A 22,271-nucleotide genomic window follows, 5' to 3' on the forward strand; every position below is an offset into this window, starting at 1 on the left:
TATCGAAAATCTGGACGGCCATCGCTTCGACAAGATCGAAAAAAAGGTGAAGGATGGCGAACTGATCGTGGAAGGCATCAAGGCCATCAAGGAACGAACCGAAGGCTTGGGTGGCAGCTTCACCTATTGCACATTGGGCGAGGCCGTTGATATGGACAGGATGTTGACGGGCGAGAACCTGCCGAGTTTCGATTCCTTGGGTGCTCTGCTGTTCCACATGGCAACCAACGAGGCGATCAACCCTGCCAAGGTGTTCGAGAAAGACGGACAAGGCTACCTTGGGGAGTCAGCCACGTTCCATGTTTGGCTCATCTACAAGCCCGATCTTGATTTCCTCAAATCCCGCGACTCGGCCCTGACGCTGACCAAGGCCAAGGCACTCGCCGAGTCGAAGCCGGGCAAGCGGCACCTTGTTTTCGCTGCCGCCAAGTTTGTTTCGCAGAAACTGCTGGATGAGGAAAAGGTTCCCGTAGAGTTTGCCCCGCTGCCGTGGGCCTTGTACCGCGTCGAGCGAGGCTAAAATGTCCTTGCGCGACCTCGACTACCAGAGCCGTGTCCTAACACGGCTGGACGATTATCTGGACGAGCTTTCCAGCCAGAAAAAGCGGGCTGATGGCATTGCCAAGCTGGCGGCGGAACAGCCTGACCTTGGACTTGAAGTGCCGGACTTCGCGCTGAAAACCTGGGAGGCGTTGAAGGCAGCAGGCAAGGTGCCCGACTCACGGCAGGCGATCCCTTATTCCTCCCGTTTTGACGGCATCGGGCGGGCGGTACCGAACATCGTATTCAAGGTGCCGACGGGCGGCGGTAAAACTTTTCTGGCCGTTTCGTCGCTATCCAAGATTTTCGGGCGCTATCTCGGCAGGAATATGGGTTTTGTCCTTTGGATCGTGCCGAACGAGGCCATCTATGCCCAGACCAAGCGGCAACTGATCGACCGCCAGCACCCTTATCGGCAAATGCTCGACGTGCTCTCGGGCAATGCGGTACAAATCTTGGAGAAAGCCGACCAACTGGATGCACGCGACGTAGAAGGCCACCTGTGCGTGATGTTGCTGATGCTGCAATCGTCCAACCGCGAGAACAAGGATTCGCTGAAAATGTTCCGCGACCGTGGCGATGTACACGGATTTTTCCCACCCGAGGGTGATCAGGAAGCTCACGCTGAGGTACGGAGGCAAACCCCAAATCTGGACATTTATGATCTGGCTGGCACCGCGTATCCGTGGCCGCAGGTCAAGGATTCACTCGGCAACGCCTTGCGCCTGATTCGGCCCGTCGTCGTAATGGACGAGGGGCATAAGGCCGTTTCCGACTTGGCCTTTGCGACACTTTATGGTTTCAATCCGTGCTTTGTGCTGGAACTGACGGCTACCCCGAAGGACGTGGCACCGTCCGAGGGCAAGAAGCCGAAACCTGCCCGCTACTCGAACGTGCTGGTGGAGGTCAAGGGTCTCGACCTCGACCGCGAAGGCATGATCAAAATGCCGCTCAATCTCGACCCACGGAAAGGTGCCGACTGGCGGAATACGTTGGCGGCAGCACTCAATCGCTTGCGGATGCTGGACGATGCGGCACGGCAACTGCAAGCAAATACGGGCCGCTACATTCGCCCCATTTTGCTTGTGCAGGTAGAGCGCACCGGCATTGACCAGAGGGATGGGGCGCATGTTCATGCGCTGGACGCTAAGGAATGGCTTACCACAGTAGGCGGACTGGACGAGGCCGAAATCGCCATCAAGACAGCGGATACAAACGACCTCGCCGCTCCCGAGAATCTGGACTTGTTGAGCGCCACGAATCGTGTCCGCGTCATCATTACCAAGCAGGCATTGCAGGAGGGTTGGGACTGCCCGTTTGCCTATGTGCTTTGTGCATTGGCGGCGAGCGCCAATCTTTCGGCCATGACACAGTTGGTAGGCCGTATCCTTCGCCAGCCGCATGCTCAGAAAACCGGGGTGGCACTGCTGGATGAGTCCTACGTCATCACCCATCATGCAAATACAGGCGATGTTGTGGGTGCCATCAAGAAGGGCCTGGAAGAGGACGGCATGGGCGATTTAGTCAAGGAGATTCGTACCAGCGACCCGAACTCGCCATCAGGCCCACGACCAGTGCAGCGGCGGACCACCTTTGCCAAGGCCGAAATCTTTCTGCCATTGGTGTTGCGGGTGGCAGACGGCCAGACTCGACCGATGGACTACGAGGAAGACATCTTGTTTGCCCTCGACTGGCAAGGGCTGGATGTGTCGCCACTGGTCGCCAAGATTCCCGACAACATCAACAGTGCCGAACACCAAATGCGGCGTATCCATCTTGCGGACTCGGGCGAGGAACGGATTGTGGCCGAGGTTGTTGGTGCCTCAAGTGAATCGCTGGTTTTTGATACTCGTTACGCGACACGAATGATTTCAGACATCGTGCCGAATGCGTGGTGGGCGCGTGAAGTCGTCGGAAAAGTTGTCGCTGGCCTTGAAACTCGCGGTTTCGACAGGGCCAAGCTCGGACAGCTATCTGGCCTGATAGTGGAAGAATTGCGTAAGTGGCTGGACGAGCTGCGAAGCAAGAAGGGCGAGGCCCTGTTTCGAGCAGAGGTTGCGGCAGGCCGTATCCAGTTCCGTTTGCGCACGGATGGCTGCAACTGGCGGATGCCATTTGAGGCAGAAACATTCGAATCGCCTACCGCAGAAAAGCTGGCCGTCGAGAAAAGCCTTTTCCAACCGATCTACCGTGGCGATTTTTCCAGCCAAGATGAGCGCGAAATTGCGGTCTATCTCGATGGCGAAAATGCTTTGACGTGGTGGCACCGCAACGTGGCACGTTCCCATTATTCAGTTCAGGGATGGCGGCGGGAAAAAATCTACCCGGATTTTATCTTTGCCACCCAACTCAGTGAATCGGGTAACAAACTGGTGGTGCTGGAAATGAAGGGCAAGCACCTCGCAGGGAACGATGACACGGAATATAAAAAAGCTGTGTTGCGCTTGATGAACGATGCTTTTGCCCTAGAGCACGTTGCCCGAGTGGGGAGTCTGGAATTGCTGGTGGAAGACGGTACAACCGTCGAATGCGATCTGGTGCTAATGCCCGAGTGGCAGACCCGATTGCCAAACTTCATGGGCTAAAGTGCAAGCGATCCCCGCTCTTGCGGGCAAATGCCGTCGCTGGCGGGACGGCAATCATGGCATCATTCACGGGATATTTTCAAAAAGTGTTCCCATATCTGTTCCCATGATGGAAATCGAAATTTCTAAAACAACGCAACGGCGCGGCTTCGCGCCTGTTCGCTAGCTTCTGCATCGAGCCAGTGGCTAGGCGAGGCATGGGTAATGATGGCATTATTCGTCATCACTCCGATGATCAGGAAACAGGGCAGAATGAAAAAAGCGGGTATAAAAGCGGGTACTGTTCGCGTATTCCTTAACTTAAATCTATTATTGGCGCGGCTTGCAAGGCCGTAACGCCGATTACCGGAGTTCCGGTGAATGCCGAAATATTCCACAAGGCCTGCGTAAATGCAGGCTTTCTAGTCTGTATCGTTCCGTTGTGTTCCATTGATTTCCGATAAAAAAGCGGGTAGCCCTTGCGATGTAACCAAACGACCTGCTGGCGTCGCTCGTGTAGTTGCTCCAGTGTCGAATATCTTGCGTCACCTTTTTCAATGCACGATGGATGAGGTCTGATTTAAATACTTCAATTATTATCGTGCCGGCTCAATAAACTACCCACCAGGCCACGTCGAGGCATGGTATCCGGCATGGCAGCCGGATTGACCTTGCCCGCATTCCAGGAAAGGGACAGCGCGCTGGCCGTCGTATGGCTGGCGACTTCAGTATCCTGATAAGCTGCGCGCGGGAATTCCCCATCATGAACCTCAACAGGAGAAAACAATGATCCCTATGCCGCGTCTAATTGCCAGGAGCGCACTCTCGCTCGCTGTGATGCTGGGTGCCGCCACCTGCTTCGCCGGCACCTTGCGAATCTCGGCGATTCCTGACGAGTCGCCGACTGAACTGCAGCGCAAGTTCAAGCCCCTCGGCGAGTACCTGGAAAAGGAAACCGGGCTCACGGTGCAATTCACGCCGGTGAGCGACTATGCGGCGGTGGTCGAGGGCCTCGCCGCGAAGAAGATCGACATGGCCTGGCTCGGCGGGTTCACCTTCGTGCAGGCCAAGATCCGCACCAACGGCGAAGCAAAGCCGATCGTGCAGCGTGTCGAAGACAAAAAGTTCACCAGCAAGTTCATCGTTCCCGTCGACAGCCCGGCCCAAGCGCTTACCGACCTGAAGGGCAAAAATTTCGCCTTCGGTTCGCCCTCCTCTACATCGGGCCACCTGATGCCGCGCTACTTCCTAATACAAGCGGGCATCCAGCCGGACCAGGATTTCAAAAACGTCGCCTTCTCAGGAGCGCATGACGCCACCGTGGCATTTGTCGCATCCGGCAAGGCCGATGCCGGTGTACTCAATGCCTCGGTTATGGACAAGCTGGTTGAAAAAGGCGATGCCAATGCCAAGCGCGTCCGCGTGATTGCCATCACGCCGCCGTATTTCGACTACAACTGGACTGTGCGCCCCGGACTCGATGCCGCGCTGACGAAAAAACTCACCGAGGCCTTCCTCAAGCTCGATCCGGCCAATCCGGCGCACAAGGAACTGATGGACTTGCAGCGCGCCTCGAAATTCATTCCCACCCAGACCGCCAACTACGATGGCATCGAACAGGCCGCCAAAAGCGCCGGGCTGATCAAGTGAGTGTTCATGGGGTGCGCCTCGGCCTGGCGCACGCCAACGGCTTGCGCGCACTGCACGCGCTCGACTTGCGGCTGGAGGCAGGCGAGTGCGTGGCGGTGATCGGCCCGTCCGGCGCCGGCAAGACCAGCCTGCTGCGCCTGTTTGGCACCGCCCTGCGCCCGACTGACGGCCGCCTCGAGGTACTGGGGCAGAACCCCTGGCAGCTTGGGCCCGCCGGATTGCGCCGGCTGCGGGCGCACATCGGCACCGTGCATCAAGCGCCGCCGCTGCCGCCGCGCCAGCGCGTGATCACAGCCATCCTCGCCGGCCGGCTCGGGCAATGGCCGGCGTGGAAGGGCCTGCTCTCGATGCTCTATCCCGCCGACATCGCTGGCGCGCAGTTGGCGCTGGCGCGGCTGGACCTGGCCGACCGCCTGTTCGACCGCTGCGACCGCCTGTCCGGCGGGCAATTGCAGCGCGTCGGGATTGCCCGCGTACTCTACCAGCAACCGCAGTTGATTCTCGCCGACGAGCCGGTTTCGGCGCTCGACCCGATGCTGGCCGACGCGGCGCTGGCGCAACTGGTGGCGGAAACGGGCAAGCGTGGCGCGACGCTGATCGCTTCCCTGCATGCGGTCGATCTGGCGCTGAAATGGTTCCCGCGCGTGATCGGCCTACGCAACGGCGAAGCCGTCTTCGATCTCCCGGCCAGCGAGGTCACCACAGCGCTGCTGCGCGATCTCTATGCCGGCGAAGGTAGCGTGGTGCCGACACAAACCAACGATCCGGCGCTGCTCGGCGCGCTCGATACTTTCAATGCCTTTGATACCGTCGACAACCCCACCGCCAAAGCCTCCAACGTGGTGCGACTGGGCGACTGCCGAGGCTGCGGATGAACCCAATCGTCGTCCCGCCAGCACCGGCTTTTGAGATGCGCGACCCGGCCGCGCTGAACCGGCTCGGTGTCGCGCTGGCGTCGGTAGTGGTGTTGTGGCCGTTGTTGCTGCTGGCCGAATTCAGGGCCGGCGTGCTGTTCGAGGCCGGCAACCTCAAGGTCATCGGCGGGTTTCTCGGCGGATTTTTCCCGCCGGCGCACACGCCGGATTTCCTCGGCCTAGTGCTGACAGCGACTCTGGAAACGCTCGCCATCGCTACTGCCGGCATCGCGCTGGCGGCGCTACTGGCGATCCCGCTGGCCTTTGTCGCCACCCGCGCGCTGTCGGTCTCGGCAATCGGTCCCGGTCCGAGTCGCTGGCGCGGCCGCGGCGCGCGCGGCGCCAGTCGCGCTGTTCTGGCCGGCTTGCGGGCGATCCCGGAGATCGTCTGGGCGTTGATGTTCGTCCGCGTGCTCGGGCTGGGGCCTGCCGCCGGAGTGCTGGCGCTGGCGGTGACCTATGGTGGCATGCTGGGCAAGGTCTATACCGAAATCCTCGAATCGACTGACACCCGTCCTGCCCGCGCTCTGCTCGAGGGTGGCAGCGGCCGGCTAGCGGCGCTGTGTTACGGACTGATCCCGAATGCTGAGCAGGAACTGACTTCCTATACCGTGTATCGCTGGGAATGCGCGGTGCGCGCCTCCGTCATCATGGGCTTCGTCGGTGCCGGCGGCCTCGGCCAGCTGATGGACCAGTCGATGAAGATGCTCAACGGCGGCGAAGCGAGCACCATCCTGCTTGTCTTCCTGCTGCTGGTGCTGATTGCCGACGCGATCAGCGCCACTCTGCGGCGGGCACTGGCATGAATGCGCCAACCTGCACCCCGCGCGGTGCCGGCGATTTCTGCCTGAACTGCCTGCTGACCACGCTGTTGCTGCTGGCCGCAGTCGTCGGCAGTTTCGTCTATCTGCAGATCGACTACGGCGCCTTGGTATCGATGGAGGCGCTGCGCGGCATCGTCAGCTTTGTCGGCGAATTCTTCCCGCCCGCCAGCGAGCCGGTCTTCCTCCAAAAGACCGCCCTCGGGGCGCTGCAAACCTTCGCCGTCGCCGCCATCGGCACCCTGCTCGCTGTGCTGGGCGGATTCGCGCTGGCGCTGCCGGCCGCCGGGCGCTTCAGCCGCGCGTTGCAGCTGACGGCGCGGCTGTGCCTGAATGTGCTGCGCAGCGTGCCGGAACTGGTCTGGGCCACGCTGATGGTGCTCGCCGCCGGCCTCGGCCCCTTTGCCGGAACGCTCGCGCTGGCACTGCACACAACCGGCGTGCTCGGCCGCCTGTTTGCCGAGGCCATCGAAAACGCGCCGCCCGCCCCCGAAGCCGCCCTGCACGAGGCCGGCAGCGGCGCGCCCCTGGCCTTCATCTACGGCAGCCTGCCGCTGCTCTGGCCGCAGTTCATCGCCTACAGCCTCTACCGGCTCGAGATGAACATCCGCATGGCGGCGGTGCTCGGCTTCGTAGGCGCCGGCGGCCTCGGGCAGATGCTGTATTACCACCTCTCGATTTTCCAGCAGGCCGAAGCAGCCACCGTGCTCGCTGCAATGCTGGTGCTGGTGCTGGCGGTGGATGCGCTGAGCCAGTGGGTCCGTAGCAGGCAAAATGCCTGAGTAAGCGCGGGGAAAAGTCGTTTCTGGCGGGACGGCGACCGCTTCCCTATGCTGGCTGATCACGAAGAGAAAGCTGTCCGGGCTTGATTGAAGAAACCGATCAAATGACCATTGCCGCCGAAGTGAGCCAGTGCCAGCGGAAAGCCGAAGCACTCGCCAATTTTCTCGCACGGGCACAGGTAGAACTGCCAATGCCTGACTTATCACCTGACGATCGGCGCACAGGGACGGCTGAATCTGCTTCGCAAAATACCTTGTTGAATGGCATTATTCGTTATCACCCAGACCACCACGGAACAGGGCAGAATGAAAAAGTGGAAATAAAAGAGGGTACGGTTCTCGGGTCACCTAACAACAACCTAGGATTGGCACGGCCTACAAGGCCGTAACGTCGATTACCGGAGCTAGAAATGTCTGCTGTCCGTCAGGATTTGACCCGCACAACGCTTGCCATCATCTGCATCCTGTTGCTGATCGCCGGCTCGCTGTGGATCTTGCGCCCGTTCCTGGGGGCTGCGGTCTGGGCGGCCATGCTGGTGGTCGCGAGTTGGCCGCTGCTGAAGGCCCTCGAAGCGCGATTCGGAGGTCGACGTGGTCCGGCGGTTCTGACGATGACACTTGGCATGCTGCTCCTGCTGGTCGTTCCGCTTGGGTTGGCGATCGACACCATTGCCGAGCATGCTGATCGGGTGACAGACGCGGCAAAGTCAGTGGCGGCGTCGGGATTGCCCCAGCCTCCGGAATGGGTGAACACGCTGCCGCTGATTGGAGAAAAGGCAGCGGCAAGCTGGGCGCAGCTGGCCGATGGTGGCTCGGTGGGTCTGTTGGCCCGGCTCGCTCCCTACCTGACCGATGCCGCCAAATGGCTGTTCGGGCAAGCCGGGAGTGTTGGTGGCGTGCTGATCCAGTTCATGCTGGTCGTCGTTCTGTCGGCGATCATGTATGCCAACGGCGAAGCGGGAGCCCGCCTGGTGCTGCGCTTTGGCAGACGCCTTGCGGGAGAGCGCGGGGAAAACTCGGTCATCCTCGCCAGCCAGGCCATTCGCGGTGTCGCGCTGGGCGTCGGCGTCACGGCCATCGTCCAGACCGTGCTCGGCGGTATTGGCTTGGCGGTGGCTGGTGTTCCTTTTGCCTCCCTGCTTTCAGCGGTCATGCTGATGTTCTGCATCGCCCAGTTGGGCCCTTCGCTGGTTCTTTTTCCGGCGGTCGCCTGGATGTACTGGATGGGCGATAACGGCTGGGCGACCTTCCTGCTGATTTGGAGCGTCTTTGTCGGTACCTTGGACAACTTCCTGCGCCCCATCCTGATCAGGAAGGGCGCTGATCTGCCCCTGCTGCTAATCTTCGCCGGCGTCATCGGCGGCATGCTCGGCTTCGGACTGGTCGGCATCTTCGTCGGGCCGGTGGTGTTGGCCGTCACCTACACGCTGATGCTGGCGTGGATCGCGGATGCCTTGGGCAAGGACGCCATCGACGCCTCAGACACGGCGTAGCCGGATCATCCGGAACCAGCCGCCAGCCAGCGCCGGCTGGTCATGTTCCACCCTGAGGCCGGGTGCCGCTGCGAGAACGGATTCGAACACGACATCCAGTCTCGTGGCGATGCGACTAAGGAGCGGATTCGCGAGACGCCGCAACACTGCCGGCTGGCCGTGACGCAGAAATTTGTCGAAGACCAGCGCTTGGCCACCCGGACGCAGCACTCGGGCGATCTCGCCGAGGCACCTTGCGGGGTCGGGAACCACCGCCAGGATCAGGTGCAATACCGCGACATCGAAAATGCCCGAGGCAAACGGCAGGTTCTGTGCGTCTCCCTGGACCGGCGTGAAATTGACTTGACCGGAACGAGGTACAGCGCGGCGCAGCATGGCGTGGGTTAGGTCGACGCCGACATAGTGATGCTGGGCGGGCAGGTGCGGCAAGTCGAGGCCGGTGCCGACTCCGGCCAGCAGAACCCTGCTCGGCGCCACCGGCAGAACCGACAGGCTACGTTTGCGCGCAGCCAAAGTGGCGCGCGAAACCGCAGCATCGTAGAAAGGCGCGACCAGCGTATAACTGTGCTTCAGGCTCAATGCAGAACCCGCGGAATCGCCAGTACGAACTCGGGAATCGCGACATCGAAACGTGCTCCGTCCTCGCCGACCATCTGGTAAGTACCCTTCATCGTGCCGATGGGTGTGGCCAGAACGCAACCGCTGTTGTACTCGAAGGCTTCGCCCGGCTTCAGCAGCGGCTGCTGGCCGACGACGCCGAGGCCGCGGATTTCCTGGACCTCGTTGTTGGCGTCGGTGATGATCCAGTGGCGCGAGATTAACTGCGCGGGCAGTTGACCGATGTTGGTGATGGTGATCGTGTAGACGAAGACGTAGCGATCATCGTCCGGACTCGACTGGTCGAGCATGAAGTGCGACACCGGCTTGACTTCTATTCGGTATCTGTCAGCGTTGGTCATGGGATAATTTCATCTGTTTTCGTTTAGGGAAGCGTCATGTCAGTCCAGGATTTCATCATCGCACCGAGCATTCTTTCAGCCAATTTCGCCAAGTTGGGAGAAGAGGTGGCCGACGTCATCGCTTCGGGAGCCGACTGGATACACTTTGACGTGATGGACAACTATTATGTTCCTAATTTGACCATCGGCCCGCTGGTTTGCGAAGCGATCCGGCCGTGCACCACGGCGCCCATCGACGTCCATCTGATGGTCAAGCCAGTCGACCGCATCATCCCCGATTTTGCCAAGGCCGGAGCGAATATCATCACCTTCCACCCGGAGGCCTCCGGACACGTCGACCGCAGCCTGTCGCTGATCAGCGATGCCGGTTGCCAGGCCGGTCTCGTCTTCAATCCGGCGACGCCGCTCGATTTCATGGACTACGTCATGGACAAGCTCGACATCATCCTGCTGATGAGCGTTAATCCCGGCTTCGACGGCCAGAAATTCATTCCCGGCACGCTGGCCAAGGCGATGCAGGCACGCGCCAAGCTGAATGCCTACGAACAGCAAACCGGGCAGCGCATCCGGCTCGAAATAGATGGCGGCGTAAATACTGGCAACATTGCCGATATCGCCCGCGCTGGCGTCGATGCCTTCGTCGCCGGCTCGGCCGTCTTTGGCGCCAGCAAGGACAGTGATCCGCAACGTTACAACACCGTCATCGGCGCCCTGCGCAGCGAACTGGCAAAAGTCTGATGCACTTCCAATCCGTCACCTTCGATCTCGACGGCACGCTACTCGACACTGTCGCCGACCTTGCCGAAGGCTGCCGCCTGATGCTCGAAGAAATCGGCGCGCCGCCGCGCTCTCAGGCCGAAGTCCACAGCTTCGTCGGCAAGGGCATGGCCGTCCTCGTCGAGCGCTGCCTGACCCACGAGCAGCCGCCCAGCGCGGAAAAGCTGCACGCCGCCATCGAATCCTTCAAGCGCCACTATGCTGCGGTCAACGGCAAATTCACCCTGATTTACCCCGGCGTTCTTGAAGGCCTCCAAGCGTGGAAAGCCAGCGGCGTCAAAATGGGCGTCGTTACCAACAAGCCGGGCATGTTCACCGAAGCCTTGCTCGACCTCATGGGCATGACCGACTACTTTGACGTGATCGTGTCTGGTGACAGCACGGCACACAAGAAGCCGCATCCCGAACCCATTCTGCACGCCTGCCGCATCTTTGGCGTGCTGCCGGGCCATAACCTGCATATCGGCGATTCGAAGAACGACATCCAGGCCGCCCATGCCGCCGGATGTGTCGCCTATGTCGTGCCTTACGGCTACAACGAGGGCGAGCCAGTGGACAGTGCTGGTTGCGATGTGCTGGTCGCCGATCTTCTTGCTGCGTTCGTGGTGGCAAGGGCAGCCTGAAGCTAACGTACCCATCGGTACGCCGTCAGGGCTTGCAATCGCTGGAACGATGTGTGATCCGCGGGAAGACCTCCCGGTCAGCTCTTGCCGGCCTTCTCGGGCATGACGATATTTACCTCGAGCACCTCGAAGTTCCCCTGCCTCTCCAACGATACCTTGATGTCATCCGGGTTGACCGACACATACTTGGAGATGACGGTGATCAACTCCTTCTGCAAGTCGGGCAGAAAATCAGGTGTACTGGCGCCGCCACTGCGTTCGTGGGCAATGATCAGTTGCAGTCGCTCCTTGGCGATGGCCGCCGTCTTGGGCTTGTTGCCGAAGATGAGGGAGAAGAGGGACATCCTCATTTGCTCCCGAACAGGCGCTTGAACAGGCCAGGCTTCTCGTAGTCGACAAAACGCAGAGGTATGGTTTCCCCGAGGAAGCGGCCAACCACGTCGAGGTAGGCGCTGGCAACATCGCTACCGGCAAGATGGATTGCCGGTGTGCCGGAATTCGACGATTGCAGTACGGATTCCGACTCGGGAATCACGCCGATAATAGGTACGCGCAGGATCTCATGGACGTCCTTGTACGACAACATTTCGCCCTCATTGACGCGCTTCGCCGAGTAGCGGGTAATCAGCAGATGTTCCTTGACGGGCTCTCCACCGAGCTGGGCGCGGCGCGACTTGGCCTGAATGATGCCGAGAATACGGTCGGAGTCGCGCACCGAGGATACCTCCGGGTTCGAAACGACCAGCGCTTCGTCGGCAAAGGTCAGGGCCATGACCGCGCCGCGCTCGATGCCTGCCGGCGAATCACAGACCACATAGTCGAAGCCCATGTGTTCGAGCTCCTTGAGAACCTTTTCGATGCCTTCCTCTGTCAGTGCCTCCTTGTCACGAGTCTGCGAAGCCGGGAGTACGAAAAGGTTCCCGCTTTCGCAGTGCTTATCCTTGATCAACGCCTGGGTGAGTGTTGCTTCGCCGTTCAGCACATTGACAAGGTCATAGACGACACGGCGTTCACAACCCATGATCAGATCGAGGTTGCGCAGGCCGACGTCGAAGTCAATGACGGCAGTTTTGTAACCGCGTAGGGCGAGGCCCGAAGAAAAGCTGGCGCTGGTGGTGGTCTTGCCAACCCCGCCCTTACCTGAGGTTACGACGACGATACGTGTCACCGGTATTTCTCCGCAATCTAAAGAGGGTGATTCTACCTGCAGAATCGGCTTTCCGGTGCCTTTGGCGTCCATCTGGGCCGGCAACGGCTCGGCCGCTAATCAGTTGTCAGCGGCTCGATAATCAGTCGCCCGGTACTTTCGCTCGGACTTGTGTTCAGCAGCACTTGAACGGGTTTGCCAGCCAACTCGACCGGAACGCCGGTATCGAAGGTCCGATACAGACCCGCGATCGAGACGAGTTCGGCTTCGAAGCGGGTGCACAAAATACGTGCATTCTCGGCGCCGCCAGCGCCTGCCAGCGCGCGCCCGCGCAAGGGTGCGTAGATGTGGATACTGCCATCCGCGATTACTTCGGCGCCCGCGTTGACGGCTGCCAGAACCACGAGGTCGCCACCACGTGCATAAATCTGCTGGCCCGAGCGTAGCGGTCGGTCGATGAACAGTGTTGACGAAGCCACGGCGGCGATTGTCGCCGTTGGTGGAGCCGCCGCGACAGGCGGCTCGGTGGCGGGGACTGGCGGAGGCGTAGCTACTTCGGTGGCAGGCGCCGCACGCACCGAACGTTCCAGCGCAGCATAGGTCGGCAGGCCGGCGTCGGCTGCCGCTCGATGTCGGAGTTCACTGTTGCCGCCGCACACGCCAATTACGTTCAGCCCGTGCGTTTTCAACACCGTTTGCACGCCTTGCCAGTCCACTTCAGTGAACTCGACTAGCTGGGACAAGTCGAGCACCGCCGCGTCACCATCGAAAAAAGGCGTATTACCGAATAACTCGCCAGCGGCCAAGGCCAGCGCATCCAGCTGGAATGAGTGCAGGGTAACCGTTACCACCGGAAGCGTCGTTCCCTTGAATTCGATCAACTGCATGTTCGTGCTGGTTTGCCGCATGGAATCGCCGCCGATGTGAGCCAAAGTCGAGAGAAGCGGATGAGTCTAGCCGAAGCGGCATGACATTGCCAGAGCCCCTCGTGATCGACTGGTGCAGGGTGTCAGCCCCATGGCCATCTGCGTGGTGATGAAGTGGTGCAGCGGTGGGTAGAGGAGCGATGGTTTTCTAAAACCTTAGGTACGAAATTCCGCGGACTGCCGGCGTTCGCATGACGGGATCGAATTTTTTTCCGCTACCCTGCTGCGGTCAACGGCCGATATGCCAATAGTTGCCTGATTGAACTCGAAGGACTCGTATGCGCGTCGCCGGTGGACAGCGCTGATTGCGATGCGCTAGTATGCGATCTGTCTGTCGCCTATGGTCAGGCGCATACCTTTCAGGACCTCTAGAAAAAATGACGACTCTGCGACTCTGGAACGAATGGCAAGGTTGGCGTCGCTGGCGCCCCTGATTTCCTTTCGTGCGCCAACTCGACGTCATGCACCAGTACGCAACTCGGCTGTCATTTTCGAGGCTTCCCCATGACTGAAACCGAATTCAACACCCTTGCCGCGCAAGGCTACAACCGTATTCCGGTCACTCTGGAGACGTTTGCCGACCTCGACACGCCGCTCTCCATCTACCTGAAGCTGGCCAACGGACCCTACTCCTACTTGCTCGAATCCGTGCAGGGCGGCGAACGGTTCGGCCGTTATTCGATTATCGGCCTCACGGCATCGACGCGCATCGTCGTCCACGGCCATCAGGTATTGGTGCTGACCGGCAACCGGATCGCCGAGCGCGAGGATGACACTAATCCACTCGAATTCATCGGCAAGTTCATGCGGCGCTTCCGCTCGGCGCCGCAGGCTGGGCTCCCGCGTCCCTGCGGTGGCCTGGTCGGCTGCTTCGGCTATGACACGGTGCGCTATGTCGAGACGCGGCTGACCCGCACGTGCAAGACCGACGAAATCGGCACGCCGGATATTGGCCTGCTGCTCTCGGAGGAAATCGCCGTGGTCGATAACCTTTCCGGCAAATTGACGCTGGTAGTCTATGCCGAACCGGGTTTTCCGGGGGCGTGGCAGAAGGCCCGGGCGCGCCTCAAGGATCTGTTGGGCAAGCTGCGCACGCCGGTCGCCATCCCGCGCGAGCAGCCGGTGCATTCCGAGCCGGCGGTGTCCATCTTCGGTGAGGCCGCCTTCAAGAAGGCAGTCGTCAGGGCCAAGGACTACATTACCGAGGGCGACATCATGCAGGTCGTCCTCTCGCAGCGCATGACCAAGCCCTTCCACGCGAGCCCGCTGGCGCTCTACCGCACGCTGCGCAGCCTGAACCCGTCGCCCTACATGTTCTATTTCGATTTCGAGGATTTCCATGTCGTCGGCGCCTCGCCGGAGATTCTTGTCCGCCTGGAGGGTGATCGTGTTACCGTGCGTCCGATCGCTGGCACCCGCAAGCGTGGAGCCTCGCCCGAAGAGGACGCCGCGCTCGCCGCCGAACTTCTTGCCGACGAGAAGGAGCGCGCCGAACACACGCAGTTGCTCGACCTCGGGCGCAATGACTGCGGCCGTGTCGCCAGGGTCGGCACCGTCAAGCTGACCGAGAACATGATCGTCGAGCGCTATTCGCATGTGATGCACATTGTCTCGAACGTCGAAGGCCGGCTGCAGCAAGGCTTGACCGCGCTCGACGTACTGCGCGCGACCTTCCCGGCGGGCACCGTCTCCGGCGCGCCGAAGGTGCGGGCGATGGAGATCATCGACGAACTGGAACCAGTCAAGCGCGGAATTTACGCCGGTGCGGTCGGCTACCTCGGTTTCAATGGCGACATGGATCTGGCCATCGCGATCCGCACGGCGGTGGTCAAGGACAGGCAACTACATGTGCAGGCCGGCGCCGGGATTGTCGCCGATTCCGATCCCAATTCCGAGTGGACCGAGACCCAGAACAAGGCGCGCGCGGTGCTGCGTGCCGCCGAACTGGCGGAACAGGGCCTCGATACCCGTCTCGACTGAATGCGGCGAGGCGGCAACGGTGGCTAGCCGGAGTGGAACGATTGCCGCGTTAGGATGCGCGGCTGCTTGAAAGAACGGCATGGAGGCGCCATGTCAACGGGTGACCTCGGTTCAGGAGAGGGAAAAATCCGGCACGGGAGGCCGGAGTCGGCAGCTTGCTGACGGCTTTAACCGGTAACGGCGCAGGATGTAAAATGCGTGGCGGCATGTACTGCATTGGTCGAGGGGGAGAACGGGATGAATAACATGACGGACATTGATCTTGCCATACAGGGACACACACACTGGATGTCGCAGATCAGGCAGGCGGTGCTCGACGCGCTGTCGGGGATCGACGTGAATCGCACCCGGGCCGACAGCTTCTGTGAGTTTGGTAAATGGCTGAATGGCCCGGGCCTCTCAGCGGATGACCGCCTGACGGATCACTACCTTGAGGTTCGCCGCCTGCACACCGAATTTCACGAGCTTGCCGGACGGATCGTCGATCTGGCCGCGGCGGGCCAGGTAGCCGAGGCCTACACGCTCCTCTACGGCGAATACATCACCTTGTCCGGCCGGCTGGTTCTGGCGATGCGGGCATGGCAGGCGAGTCTGCTGGGATTCTGATCACGTGATTTGCGGAAGCGAGCGGAAGAAGGTCGGCCAGACCGCGTGTCGCGAATCGGGAGGCGCTCCCGGCAATACCCGGAGGCAGCCGCTCCATGCAATGTTCCTCGCGCTGCGTCAGTGACGTTTTGAGCGGAGGCCGATCTGGGCGACAATGCCACTCTTCGCGCGCTCGATTCCGGACAACAGGCGCTGGCGTATGACTTTGTCTTGCTAGCGTCGCCCGGAGAATCCGGAACGTTAGCCATGCAGAACAAGAGGATAGCCGCGACACGTTGCTGATGATCGATGATTGCGACAGCTTCACCTACAACATCGTCCAGTACTTTGGCGAATTGGGGCAGGAGGTGAAGGTTTGCCGCAACGATGCCATTACGTGCGCCTTCCATACGCCTACCACATTCGCGATAATTTCGATGGTAGACCCCTTTGACTTGCGGCTGCGGACAGGAACGAGAGGGGCGCCCAACTTATGCCGGAGCGGCGTACTCTTTGTCTATGGCAATGTGGTGAATACGGGTAGCGCCCGATCACCATGGGGAAGAACTGGCGTGATTCTGATTGACGGTGAAAGCCGGAATGTGTCGGAAAATCTTACAGAGGTTGCTGACCAAGATTGGCCGCGAGATTCAAGGGATTGAAAACATTAATGTTCATAACAATGGCATGACTATTGCTCTTGGACAATGCACTGTAGATGAGACATGTCGTCAACAAGTAGCTGCGTCGGAAGAGTGCCGGGCGGCTTCTCGGCAATTAGCGTTACCGACTCCGGGGGTGAGCGGGGGTAGGAGCATGATGCGGCTGAAAAGGGAGGCCAGATTTGGCTACTCGCGGGCATTGGAAGGTCTCTCGATAGTAGTGCTTTGATTAAGAATGAACACGGAATTACGCATCGGGGCAGCGTAACGCTACACCTACTGTCCCAATGATCAACAACGAGGGGGGTTCGATGGACGCCATCAATAAAGCCTTGGGCAACGCGCCAGTATTCGTCATTGCCTACATCATATTTATGCTGCCGACATATTTTTTGCCCTACCTCGGGTCCAACTCGGCTGTAGTCGGGGCGGTGGTTGCCGCTTCGGGGGCAGGTGTCACCCCGGCATTCTGGATGCACTTGGGCGCGATGCTGATCCTCTGCCTCCTGTGCTTGATCCGTGGAGCTTATGTCGGAAAGATGTGGCTAGTCATCTTCCCTATCCTGGCAGCAGTTTTTGACCTCTTCCCTGGTTTGAGCGCCATACCCCTGATCGCCACCGTCATGCATCTACTGGCAATAATCCTGGGCGTGGTCGGCGCAACAGCCATTGAACGTAGTACGCCAACAACACCGAACACAATGCAACTCGCTCCAAGCATACAGATGGTCGAAGCATCGCTGCCGGCAATGGGGGATGCAGTTTCGTTTTGCCCACAATGTGGCATGGGCGTGAACGTGGGTGACACATTTTGCGAATCCTGCGGACACCGTCTACGGTGATCGGTATTCGGGACTTGTGAATTCGGTGTCTCCATGACGGCGACGAAGGGGGTGGGTTGATTATGCAATGTTCAAATGGAATAATCATGGGGGTCGTTGTGGCGCTTGGACTTCGGGGTGGATGGTATGTCCTGTCCAGGAAGATTGCCTCAGTGTATGAGGTCGTGCCGGATATGTTCGTGCCAATCCAGAATCGAATCTCGGCGGTCTTTTGCTCCGAATGCGGCCAAGGGAACTCGGAATCCGCCAAATTCTGCACTCGATGCGGGCAGAAAATCCCAACCGATTGATCCCGTTCAGCAATCGAGGTAAGAAGGAGAAGACATGAGCTGTCCGAATTGCAATGCAGCCCTGAGCGGCACTCCGAAGTTCTGCCCCAAGTGCGGAGCGAAGATTGAAGCGAGGACATCGGAGCCCCCCGCGACCAAGAAATGCCCGCAATGCGGTTCGGAAAATGCACCGGCAGCGAAGTTCTGCAAGGTAGATGGCTACCGCTTTGAAAGCGACACGCCGGCAAGTGCGGTCCCCGCTGTTGCGCCACGTCAGGAAGCATCGCCTGTTGTGGTTGCGGCCGTCGCCTCGGAGCCCCCCGCGACCAAGAAATGCCCGCAATGCGGTTCGGAAAATGCACCGGCAGCGAAATTCTGCAAGGTAGATGGCTACCGCTTTGACAGCGGCACGCCCGCAAGCACGGTCCCCGCTGCCGCGCCACGTCAGGAACCACCGCCAGCGGCGCTTGCGGCCGTCGCTTCGGAGCCCCCCCCGACCAAGAAATGCCCGCAATGCGGTTCGGAAAATGCACCGGCAGCGAAGTTCTGCAAGGTAGATGGCTACCGCTTTGACGGCGGCACGCCCGCAAGTACGGTCCCCGCTGCCGCGCCACGTCAGGAACCACCGCCAGCGGCGCTTGCGGCCGTCGCCTCGGAGCCCCCCGCGACCAAGAAATGCCCGCAGTGCGGTTCGGAAAATGCACCAGCAGCTAAGTTCTGCAAGGTAGATGGCTATCGCTTCGACAGCGGCACACCCGCAAGTGCGGTCCCCGCTACCGCGCCGCGTCAGGAACCATCACTAGCCGCAGTTGAGGCCGCCACTGGCAAAGCCAGCGATCCTGTCACCACCCTGGCTAGCGAAAAGGCGACCGCACTAGAACCGCAGCCGATGAACCCGCCTCCGTCACCGCCTCCGTCACCGTCACCGTCACCGTCACCGTCACCGTCACCGGCCCCGGCCCCGGCCATCGCCAATCTTGTCATTTGTCCAAAATGCGGCACCGCAAATGCGGCTGCTGCAAAATTCTGCAAGAAGGATGGCGTGGCTTTGGCCGGAGGAGCCGACAGTGTGGGTCTGGCCGATGCAGCTACCAAGAAAACCAACATTGCCCGAGCCGAAGGGCTGCCTTTACCACCCATCCTCGTGACTGAGCCGCCTCCAGCTCAGCTGCAGCAGGCAGCTACCCCCATTCGGGGAGCGAAACCTGCATCATCGAGATCAAACATCGTCATTGCAACCGGTATTGTGGCGGTCTTGGTCGCGGCTGGCGGCGGAGGGTATTGGTATCTTACAGGTCGTAACGCGCCAACAAAGGCGTTTGGGGAAGCGCCACCAACTTCACCCGCATCCTTAGCGCCCGCAGCCTCCATTCAAGCTACGCCAACAAGGCAGATGGTTGACGCCGGGGTGACGATGATTCTCGCGGATGCGGGTTTTTCCAAGACGATTCAGTCCTGACCGATGCCGACCTCGTCGTGACGCTTTACGGCTCGGTAACGAGCGAAGAACAAAGGGCAAGAGTGGTCGCGCTTGCGAAAGCGGCGACGGGCGTCGCCGCGGTGAATGATCGACTGGATGTGGCACAAGCCGCGCCCCTTGCCCGCTCCGGGCCCAACGATGCTCCCATTGTGCAAGCCGCGCCCCCGGCCCCGTCATTCGATGCTTCAGGAGTCCAGCAGGACCTCAACCGGCAGCTAAGGAACAGTGGGCTATCAGGTGTTTCCGTCAAGGTCAACGCGGACAGAAGCGCAGTGCTGCGCGGCAAGGTCGGCACGGCCAAAGAGAAGGAAGATGCCCAGATTCTCGCTTCCAACTCGCCTGAACTGAGTGGCGTTCGCAACACGATCCAGGTTATCGCCGAGCCGCCCCAGACAGCAGCAACCATCGACCCCGCCAAGCTGGAGGGTGAGATCAACCGAGCGCTGCGCAACGGCGGTGTGGGCAGCGTGACAGCACAGGTTGCCGACGATCTGTCGGTAACCTTGAAAGGGTCGGTGACCAGCGCCGAACAGAAGGATCGCGCGTTCCAGGTCGTCCGGCGCTTTCAGGCCAGGGGCATGCCGAAGGACCGGATATTTGTCGTCGAATAATGGAGCTACAGGGAGAGAAGCCATGAAGAAGGTAATCGCAAGTATTCTGGTTGTGTCGATCACTACTATGCAACTCGGAGGATGCGCCAACACTGGCGCGACGCAAACCCAACAGGGCGCCGCCATCGGTGCCGTCAGTGGCGCCGCTCTCGGTGCCGCCGTAAGCAAGAACAAGGGGAAAGGCGCTCTGATCGGTGCCTTGATAGGCCTGCTGGTAGGCGCCGCCATCGGCAATTACAGGGACCAGCAAGACGCGACCCGTGCGGAAGCCGCGATGAAATACCGCTACGACGACCGCGGCAACAAGTTGGTGGTCGAAAGTGCGGCGGTCGCGCCGCAGGCAGTCTCGCGCGGGGGAACGTTTGAGTCTACGGTGCAATACACAACGCTGTCTCCGAACATCGAAGAGCAAGTCAAGCTGACGGAAGTCCGCACGCTGGTCAGCGCACAGGAGACAATCGATCTTGGGCGGCGCGAGGTCGTGCGCCCGCAAGGCACGCACACGTCAACTGCCAAGGTGAGCTTGCCGAAGGATCTCCCGAAGGGGAACTACACCCTGGTAACGACGATTTCGGACGGGAAGAACACGAAGACCGCAAAGACCCCGTTCGCTGTCGTCTGAATTGTCGCATCGATTATTTTCGGGGGTGGTCATGCGCAAGATTTTTCTAGGAGTCGCATGCATCGTCGTAGTGGCGCCTGTCGCTGAGGGGGCGACAACGCCGTTCCTGGATTTCCCGCTCAGTTGTCCACGTGCTGCGCAAGGCAAATGCAGTGCGACCCAGTACAGCAAGGGCGCCTACACGCCTGCCAGTATCACTTCCGTTCTGGATCATCATATGGAAAAGCCATATGACGAAGACAGCATCGTAACGGCATTCACTGGTGAAGAGGGAGCAGCCACTCCAGCGAAACCGAAGGTCAATCAGGGCTGCTACCCCCAGTCTTCGCCAAATCCCGGCAAGCGATTCATTATTAATCACTAACCAGTTCAATCATCACAAATCATGAGAAGAATTCAGGATGCGCAAGCCATGGTTGGCACTATGTTGAAGCGGGTCAATGAGCAGGCCGCAGCGACGACTGAACGTCCCAATCGAGTGAGGTAGTAGCGATAGGTATGAGTGACTTTCTTGATCAAGCCGAGCGTACGCGGTCGGGCAAGTTGGCGCGACATGGCGGACGGAGTGAGCTTCAGATAGCTGAGAAGATCGGCACGACGCCAACCGTGAATGTTGAACTCGCCGCGTTGCATGGTTTGCAGCAAGGCTTTCTCGGCAGGATCAAAGAAGTTCACCCCTTTGACACCGGGAGCCGCCCCCAACCGTGGCATGCTCAATCGCTCCAAGTCACGCTCGCCGGCACTGGGGTCATCGAGGCTGGAGAGGAACGCCAGGTAACGTTGGTTGCAGCCGAGCAGGATGTCGCGCAGGTCGATCAGGCTATAGATTGTCTTCTTCAGGGGCGCCAATTCTCGGGTGGCGTGCCTGTCCTTGTGTTCCACCTTGCGGTGGTGTTTGAAGAAACTCACGTCATTGACGGTCGTTTCGACCCGCAGTACGCGGGAGAATTTGTCATACACCTTGACGCCAGCGGCGCCCATGGTGTGCTTGATGCAGCGCCCCTCGATACGGGTGGACAACCGGGAACCGATCTCCTGGGCCAGTTGTGGCGTGACCTTCTTGCCCAGAAAGCTGGAGACGCGTTCTGCGTTGGCGGCCAAGACCGCTTGGCGCGAAATGGCGTCATACAGTGGAACCAATATCTGCTCACTGCGAAACATCAGGTCGGTGGAGTATTCGACTTGGCGCAAGCTCCAGTGATACGAGGATCCAAAGACGTCAAGCACTGGGCACAACCACTGCGCATAGCGATCCAGTCGCGGGTGAAGTACGTCGGGACTGAACGCATCCGCCAGCGCCTGCGCCTGCGCGATGTCGGCGACACGCAGGAAGGCGTTGTCCTGCTGGAGGAAGTCGATCCTTTCTCGCGTCAGAGTTCTTGCCAGAGCGCTGTGACCATTACAGTAGAACTGCAACCCGAACGGTGCCCACGTCGGCACACGCAGGTAGCACAACCCCAGTTCCTCGTCGATGAAATAGAAGTAGTAGTGCAGGCACTTGCCTTGATCGGGGCGCAGGTAAGTCTTGCCACTGCCTTTGTCATGCCACGGTTTGTAGCTCGGACAGGCTTCCATGGCCGAGAGCACATGCACCAAACCCGGTGCGTCGCCGCGACCGGCGAGCACTCGCGCGACCAACTCTTCCTTGCGAATATGGCTTTTGCTGACGTGCTCGATTTCAATACCCGCCGCCAGACACACCTCCTGCGCACGCTCACGAATGCGATCTCGCAGCGGCTCGGCAAATCGCGGGTAGTCGAATACCCGAATTCCGTGCGTGTACAAATAACTCGTCATTCCTGCCGCGTAGCACGCACCAGGCAGCGTGCCGGTGATAATGATCCGGTCAAAGCACGAAAGCACGCCATGCATGTTCGTCGCGTATCGTTCCGCCAGAGCCATCGCCAACATGATCGCCTCCTCGGTCATTCGTCAGGCTTCTATCGTAATACCTGTTTGGTTCCGGCTCGTCCGGCTTAGGGGTCTCTACATCGGAACCAATGACGGGTGTTTGGCCGATCAAG

Annotated in this window: 23 protein-coding genes and 1 pseudogene; 18 read left to right on the forward strand and 6 right to left on the reverse strand. The window is 60.0% G+C overall.

Annotation, left to right across the window (positions count from 1 at the left end; translation table 11 throughout):
• The first annotated feature begins 521 nt into the window (after window positions 1–521).
• The 7 genes from IPP03_16635 to ydiK all read left to right on the forward strand — a co-directional run bounded on the left by IPP03_16635 (window position 522) and on the right by ydiK (window position 8,764).
• Window positions 522–3,125, forward strand: a complete 2,604-nt coding sequence (locus IPP03_16635; protein MBL0354192.1) for a DEAD/DEAH box helicase family protein — start codon at window positions 522–524, stop codon at window positions 3,123–3,125.
• A gap of 765 nt (window positions 3,126–3,890) precedes the next feature.
• A complete protein-coding gene (locus IPP03_16640; GenBank protein MBL0354193.1) occupies window positions 3,891–4,754 on the forward strand; it encodes a putative selenate ABC transporter substrate-binding protein in 864 nt (287 codons plus the stop codon).
• On the forward strand, window positions 4,751–5,629 hold the full coding sequence (locus tag IPP03_16645) for an ATP-binding cassette domain-containing protein (GenBank protein MBL0354194.1): 879 nt from the start codon (window positions 4,751–4,753) through the stop codon (window positions 5,627–5,629). Before IPP03_16640 ends, IPP03_16645 begins: the two co-directional genes overlap by 4 nt.
• Window positions 5,626–6,474: an ABC transporter permease subunit gene (locus tag IPP03_16650; protein MBL0354195.1), complete on the forward strand. Its 849-nt coding sequence runs from the start codon at window positions 5,626–5,628 to the stop codon at window positions 6,472–6,474. The genes IPP03_16645 and IPP03_16650 overlap by 4 nt, the downstream gene beginning before the upstream one ends.
• Window positions 6,471–7,271 carry a phosphonate ABC transporter, permease protein PhnE gene (gene phnE, locus IPP03_16655; protein ID MBL0354196.1) on the forward strand — a complete coding sequence of 267 codons (801 nt, stop codon included), beginning with the start codon at window positions 6,471–6,473 and terminating at the stop codon, window positions 7,269–7,271. Before IPP03_16650 ends, phnE begins: the two co-directional genes overlap by 4 nt.
• 83 nt (window positions 7,272–7,354) lie before the next feature.
• A complete protein-coding gene (locus tag IPP03_16660; protein ID MBL0354197.1) occupies window positions 7,355–7,660 on the forward strand; it encodes a hypothetical protein in 306 nt (101 codons plus the stop codon).
• Window positions 7,661–7,681: 21 nt separating this feature from the next.
• Window positions 7,682–8,764: an AI-2E family transporter YdiK gene (gene ydiK / locus IPP03_16665; GenBank protein ID MBL0354198.1), complete on the forward strand. Its 1,083-nt coding sequence runs from the start codon at window positions 7,682–7,684 to the stop codon at window positions 8,762–8,764.
• Here ydiK and IPP03_16670 read toward each other — a convergent pair.
• Both IPP03_16670 and apaG read right to left on the reverse strand, forming a co-directional pair.
• The gene (locus IPP03_16670; GenBank protein MBL0354199.1) at window positions 8,750–9,343 is read right to left on the reverse strand and encodes a methyltransferase domain-containing protein; all 594 of its coding nucleotides are present in this window, start codon (window positions 9,341–9,343) and stop codon (window positions 8,750–8,752) included. The genes ydiK and IPP03_16670 overlap by 15 nt on opposite strands.
• The gene (apaG, locus tag IPP03_16675; GenBank protein ID MBL0354200.1) at window positions 9,340–9,723 is read right to left on the reverse strand and encodes a Co2+/Mg2+ efflux protein ApaG; all 384 of its coding nucleotides are present in this window, start codon (window positions 9,721–9,723) and stop codon (window positions 9,340–9,342) included. The genes IPP03_16670 and apaG overlap by 4 nt, the downstream gene beginning before the upstream one ends.
• Window positions 9,724–9,759: 36 nt before the next feature.
• Here apaG and rpe point away from each other — a divergent pair, with 36 nt between their 5' ends.
• Complete coding sequence (rpe, locus tag IPP03_16680) at window positions 9,760–10,461, forward strand: ribulose-phosphate 3-epimerase (protein ID MBL0354201.1); 702 nt, start codon at window positions 9,760–9,762, stop codon at window positions 10,459–10,461.
• Window positions 10,461–11,123 carry a phosphoglycolate phosphatase gene (locus tag IPP03_16685; protein ID MBL0354202.1) on the forward strand — a complete coding sequence of 221 codons (663 nt, stop codon included), beginning with the start codon at window positions 10,461–10,463 and terminating at the stop codon, window positions 11,121–11,123. The genes rpe and IPP03_16685 overlap by 1 nt, the downstream gene beginning before the upstream one ends.
• 77 nt (window positions 11,124–11,200) lie before the next feature.
• On the opposite strand, the gene minE is transcribed toward IPP03_16685, so the two are convergent.
• The 3 genes from minE to minC form a co-directional block, all read right to left on the reverse strand.
• Window positions 11,201–11,467: a cell division topological specificity factor MinE gene (gene minE, locus IPP03_16690; protein ID MBL0354203.1), complete on the reverse strand. Its 267-nt coding sequence runs from the start codon at window positions 11,465–11,467 to the stop codon at window positions 11,201–11,203.
• Between the two features lie 2 nt (window positions 11,468–11,469).
• A complete protein-coding gene (gene minD / locus IPP03_16695) occupies window positions 11,470–12,291 on the reverse strand; it encodes a septum site-determining protein MinD (protein ID MBL0354204.1) in 822 nt (273 codons plus the stop codon).
• Between the two features lie 95 nt (window positions 12,292–12,386).
• On the reverse strand, window positions 12,387–13,178 hold the full coding sequence (minC, locus tag IPP03_16700) for a septum site-determining protein MinC (protein ID MBL0354205.1): 792 nt from the start codon (window positions 13,176–13,178) through the stop codon (window positions 12,387–12,389).
• A 522-nt stretch (window positions 13,179–13,700) separates the two neighbouring features.
• Here minC and IPP03_16705 point away from each other — a divergent pair.
• From IPP03_16705 to IPP03_16745, 9 genes and pseudogenes are all read left to right on the forward strand, one after another.
• On the forward strand, window positions 13,701–15,176 hold the full coding sequence (locus tag IPP03_16705; GenBank protein ID MBL0354206.1) for an anthranilate synthase component I: 1,476 nt from the start codon (window positions 13,701–13,703) through the stop codon (window positions 15,174–15,176).
• Between the two features lie 237 nt (window positions 15,177–15,413).
• On the forward strand, window positions 15,414–15,782 hold the full coding sequence (locus tag IPP03_16710) for a CZB domain-containing protein (protein MBL0354207.1): 369 nt from the start codon (window positions 15,414–15,416) through the stop codon (window positions 15,780–15,782).
• A gap of 281 nt (window positions 15,783–16,063) precedes the next feature.
• A pseudogene (locus tag IPP03_16715) lies at window positions 16,064–16,156 on the forward strand (anthranilate/aminodeoxychorismate synthase component II).
• 578 nt (window positions 16,157–16,734) lie between these two features.
• Window positions 16,735–17,265, forward strand: coding sequence for a zinc ribbon domain-containing protein (locus tag IPP03_16720; GenBank protein ID MBL0354208.1), 531 nt, complete (start codon window positions 16,735–16,737; stop codon window positions 17,263–17,265).
• Between the two features lie 86 nt (window positions 17,266–17,351).
• The gene (locus tag IPP03_16725; GenBank protein ID MBL0354209.1) at window positions 17,352–17,555 is read left to right on the forward strand and encodes a zinc ribbon domain-containing protein; all 204 of its coding nucleotides are present in this window, start codon (window positions 17,352–17,354) and stop codon (window positions 17,553–17,555) included.
• A 34-nt stretch (window positions 17,556–17,589) separates the two neighbouring features.
• Window positions 17,590–18,993, forward strand: coding sequence for a zinc ribbon domain-containing protein (locus IPP03_16730; protein ID MBL0354210.1), 1,404 nt, complete (start codon window positions 17,590–17,592; stop codon window positions 18,991–18,993).
• A 17-nt stretch (window positions 18,994–19,010) separates the two neighbouring features.
• Window positions 19,011–19,625, forward strand: a complete 615-nt coding sequence (locus IPP03_16735) for a BON domain-containing protein (GenBank protein ID MBL0354211.1) — start codon at window positions 19,011–19,013, stop codon at window positions 19,623–19,625.
• A gap of 22 nt (window positions 19,626–19,647) precedes the next feature.
• Window positions 19,648–20,247: a glycine zipper 2TM domain-containing protein gene (locus IPP03_16740; protein ID MBL0354212.1), complete on the forward strand. Its 600-nt coding sequence runs from the start codon at window positions 19,648–19,650 to the stop codon at window positions 20,245–20,247.
• A 31-nt stretch (window positions 20,248–20,278) separates the two neighbouring features.
• Complete coding sequence (locus IPP03_16745; protein ID MBL0354213.1) at window positions 20,279–20,611, forward strand: hypothetical protein; 333 nt, start codon at window positions 20,279–20,281, stop codon at window positions 20,609–20,611.
• A gap of 32 nt (window positions 20,612–20,643) precedes the next feature.
• On the opposite strand, the gene IPP03_16750 is transcribed toward IPP03_16745, so the two are convergent.
• On the reverse strand, window positions 20,644–22,176 hold the full coding sequence (locus tag IPP03_16750; protein MBL0354214.1) for a MarR family transcriptional regulator: 1,533 nt from the start codon (window positions 22,174–22,176) through the stop codon (window positions 20,644–20,646).
• Window positions 22,177–22,271 lie beyond the last annotated feature (95 nt).

Source organism: Candidatus Dechloromonas phosphoritropha (genome assembly GCA_016722705.1).
GTDB classification, from domain to species: domain Bacteria; phylum Pseudomonadota; class Gammaproteobacteria; order Burkholderiales; family Rhodocyclaceae; genus Azonexus; species Azonexus phosphoritrophus.

What these genes read in the sequence shown, in the direction of transcription:
- IPP03_16635 (MBL0354192.1), top strand. Translation starts at nt 522, where the DNA reads ATGTCCTTGCGCGACCTCGACTACCAGAGCCGTGTCCTAACACGGCTG.
- IPP03_16640 (MBL0354193.1), top strand. Translation starts at nt 3,891, where the DNA reads ATGATCCCTATGCCGCGTCTAATTGCCAGGAGCGCACTCTCGCTCGCT.
- IPP03_16650 (MBL0354195.1), top strand. Translation starts at nt 5,626, where the DNA reads ATGAACCCAATCGTCGTCCCGCCAGCACCGGCTTTTGAGATGCGCGAC.
- phnE (MBL0354196.1), top strand. Translation starts at nt 6,471, where the DNA reads ATGAATGCGCCAACCTGCACCCCGCGCGGTGCCGGCGATTTCTGCCTG.
- ydiK (MBL0354198.1), top strand. Translation starts at nt 7,682, where the DNA reads ATGTCTGCTGTCCGTCAGGATTTGACCCGCACAACGCTTGCCATCATC.
- apaG (MBL0354200.1), bottom strand. Translation starts at nt 9,723, where the DNA reads ATGACCAACGCTGACAGATACCGAATAGAAGTCAAGCCGGTGTCGCAC.
- rpe (MBL0354201.1), top strand. Translation starts at nt 9,760, where the DNA reads ATGTCAGTCCAGGATTTCATCATCGCACCGAGCATTCTTTCAGCCAAT.
- IPP03_16685 (MBL0354202.1), top strand. Translation starts at nt 10,461, where the DNA reads ATGCACTTCCAATCCGTCACCTTCGATCTCGACGGCACGCTACTCGAC.
- minE (MBL0354203.1), bottom strand. Translation starts at nt 11,467, where the DNA reads ATGTCCCTCTTCTCCCTCATCTTCGGCAACAAGCCCAAGACGGCGGCC.
- minC (MBL0354205.1), bottom strand. Translation starts at nt 13,178, where the DNA reads ATGCGGCAAACCAGCACGAACATGCAGTTGATCGAATTCAAGGGAACG.
- IPP03_16705 (MBL0354206.1), top strand. Translation starts at nt 13,701, where the DNA reads ATGACTGAAACCGAATTCAACACCCTTGCCGCGCAAGGCTACAACCGT.
- IPP03_16710 (MBL0354207.1), top strand. Translation starts at nt 15,414, where the DNA reads ATGAATAACATGACGGACATTGATCTTGCCATACAGGGACACACACAC.
- IPP03_16720 (MBL0354208.1), top strand. Translation starts at nt 16,735, where the DNA reads ATGGACGCCATCAATAAAGCCTTGGGCAACGCGCCAGTATTCGTCATT.
- IPP03_16725 (MBL0354209.1), top strand. Translation starts at nt 17,352, where the DNA reads ATGGGGGTCGTTGTGGCGCTTGGACTTCGGGGTGGATGGTATGTCCTG.
- IPP03_16730 (MBL0354210.1), top strand. Translation starts at nt 17,590, where the DNA reads ATGAGCTGTCCGAATTGCAATGCAGCCCTGAGCGGCACTCCGAAGTTC.
- IPP03_16740 (MBL0354212.1), top strand. Translation starts at nt 19,648, where the DNA reads ATGAAGAAGGTAATCGCAAGTATTCTGGTTGTGTCGATCACTACTATG.
- IPP03_16745 (MBL0354213.1), top strand. Translation starts at nt 20,279, where the DNA reads ATGCGCAAGATTTTTCTAGGAGTCGCATGCATCGTCGTAGTGGCGCCT.
- IPP03_16750 (MBL0354214.1), bottom strand. Translation starts at nt 22,176, where the DNA reads ATGACCGAGGAGGCGATCATGTTGGCGATGGCTCTGGCGGAACGATAC.